Raw genomic sequence first — 2158 nt, forward strand, 5'->3', positions numbered from 1 at the left:
GAATGCATTGTAGTCTTCTCCGTTCAGTTTCTTCACTGCATTCTTAAAGTTCGGCTCGCCGCCGGAAGATTTCTCAATCTCAGAGATTGCTTTATTCAGAGAAGTCACTGCATTAATTTTCTGTTTGGGATTCCAGAAATTATCAGTAAGCTGTACATTTTCAAAAGTTACCGTCGTATTTGCAACTGGTGTAACGACCTTGTCATTTACGGTAATCTCTGCTGTTGCATCGTATTCCATACCGCCGTAGTTAACCGTACCCTTCACGGTAAAGGTTGTCCCTTTCTTCCCAACTGCATAATCTTTCGGATCTACCTCTTCCCAGGTAACCGGAACAAGCTTAGAATCAAAAGTCTCACCCAACTGTACATTATTATTTCTTGTTGTCCTGGACTCCGTCGGATCATCGAAGGTCAATCCATTTGCAACAACTCTGTTAGGAAGTATCGGAGCAACACCTTCAGCCGTTGCTGTTTTATACGTCTCAATGCTTTCGATGCCTTCTACCTTGATCTCCTGCTCTGCAGTTTTTGCAACTGTGTTTCCACCTTCTACATGAGAAACCGTTACCTTCAAGGTTGCAGAACCACTGGCCTTCGCATCCACTTTCACCGTGCTTCCTGTACTAGAGCCATTAATCGCAATCTTGTCTTCCCCGGAAATCACTTCCCATTTGTAAGTAACATTCTGTGTAAGCCCTTCCGGAACTGTCGCCGCCGTATAAGTAGCCTGCACGTCTTTTGCAAGATTTTTCTCGCCGCTTATTGCCGCTCCCACAAGAATATTATCCTCTGCAGTCACAGGCGTTCCAAATGCTTCCCATTCACTGATGCCGACACCTACCGGAGATTCTGCATCCCTTGAAATCTTAAGCTGAAGGGAATTCGTAAGAATCGGCTCCTCAAATTCCACGTAATTCCACACTTTGTTATTGCCATCCACTCCATTATCTACGGAAGTGTCGCATTCAACACCGACTGCATCAATCGTCTTATACTGGTTTTCATTCATATCCCAGTATTCTACGGTACATTCACTTGGAAATACTACTCCGCCGTCATTGTATGCCCACCACATTACACGCATGCCGGTAAGGCGGTACGCATTATTCTCCCACGTAAGCCTTGCTCCCATCGGATACGCATCATCTGTCGTACCCCAAGAGTTCCAGCTTGTACTTGGATTGCTGCCTGCAAGCTGTCCGTCGTTCATAGCTGTCGTACTAACGCCATAAACATTCGTGTAGTCTGCGCTTGCAGTTGCCTGTGGGGCAACATTTGTCCCCAAATCTTCTTCCTGGGCCTCTATTACTTCGTCCAGGTTGTCTTTACTCTCCGGCGCTGCGCTGACCATATTCACCGGAATCATAGTCGCTACCATTGCCATACTTAAGAGTAATGCTGCAATTCTCTTTTTCATTCATCTTCCTCCTTCTTGCTTAATTGCATTTTTCTGTATACTATCATTATAAATTATTTATTTTTTCAAAAAAATTCTAATAAATTAAAATGAGTGGATAATTTTAAGATGAAATACTACCAAAGCAATCTCATAATTACCATAATTACAGAAAAATACCCGGGAGCGAATATTTTCACTCCCGGGTATTTTCTATTCATCACATTCTAATTCTATCTTACTCTCCGAATGTCTCCATGAATCTCTGGATAATAATCGAGCATTCTGCACGGCTCGTGCCTCCCTGTGGGTCAAGACGATAAGAACCATCTTCATTTTCTTTTCCTTCAATGATTCCATTTTCTACTGCCCACTTCATAGCAGTTTCTGCGAATTCGCTTACCTGCTCTGCATCAGAAAAGCTGCTGAGGTCTGCTGTCTTTGATATATCGTATTTCTTATAATCCGCATAACGGTACATCATAACTACCATCTGCTCACGGGTAATCGGATCGTTCGTTCCAAAGTATCCGGAATCTGTATATCCGGTAACAACCTTCGCATCAGCCGCCCAGAGAACTGCCGTTGAATAGAACTCTCCATCCGGTACATCCGGGAATCTGTTCGTATACTCTGCAGCCGGTTTTCCTTCAATTCTGTGAAGAATGGTTGCAAACTGCGCACGCGGCAGGATTTCATATGGTGAGAAATGCGTAGGATCTGTACCCGTCATGGTTTCTGCAAAGTAGTTGTAGTATGC

General features: G+C 43.8%; 2 protein-coding genes. Both read right to left on the minus strand.

The features are described 5' to 3' along the window. Nucleotides 1–1419, minus strand: a 1419-nt coding sequence (locus tag OCV99_RS13305) for a hypothetical protein (RefSeq protein WP_262575677.1), incomplete at its 3' end; no start/stop codon positions are given. 217 nt (nucleotides 1420–1636) lie between these two features. Beyond that, the coding region (locus OCV99_RS13310; protein ID WP_158371223.1) for an S-layer homology domain-containing protein at nucleotides 1637–2158 on the minus strand (522 nt) is incomplete at its 5' end.

This window comes from Dorea acetigenes (assembly GCF_025567385.1).
GTDB lineage: Bacteria > Bacillota > Clostridia > Lachnospirales > Lachnospiraceae > Claveliimonas > Claveliimonas acetigenes.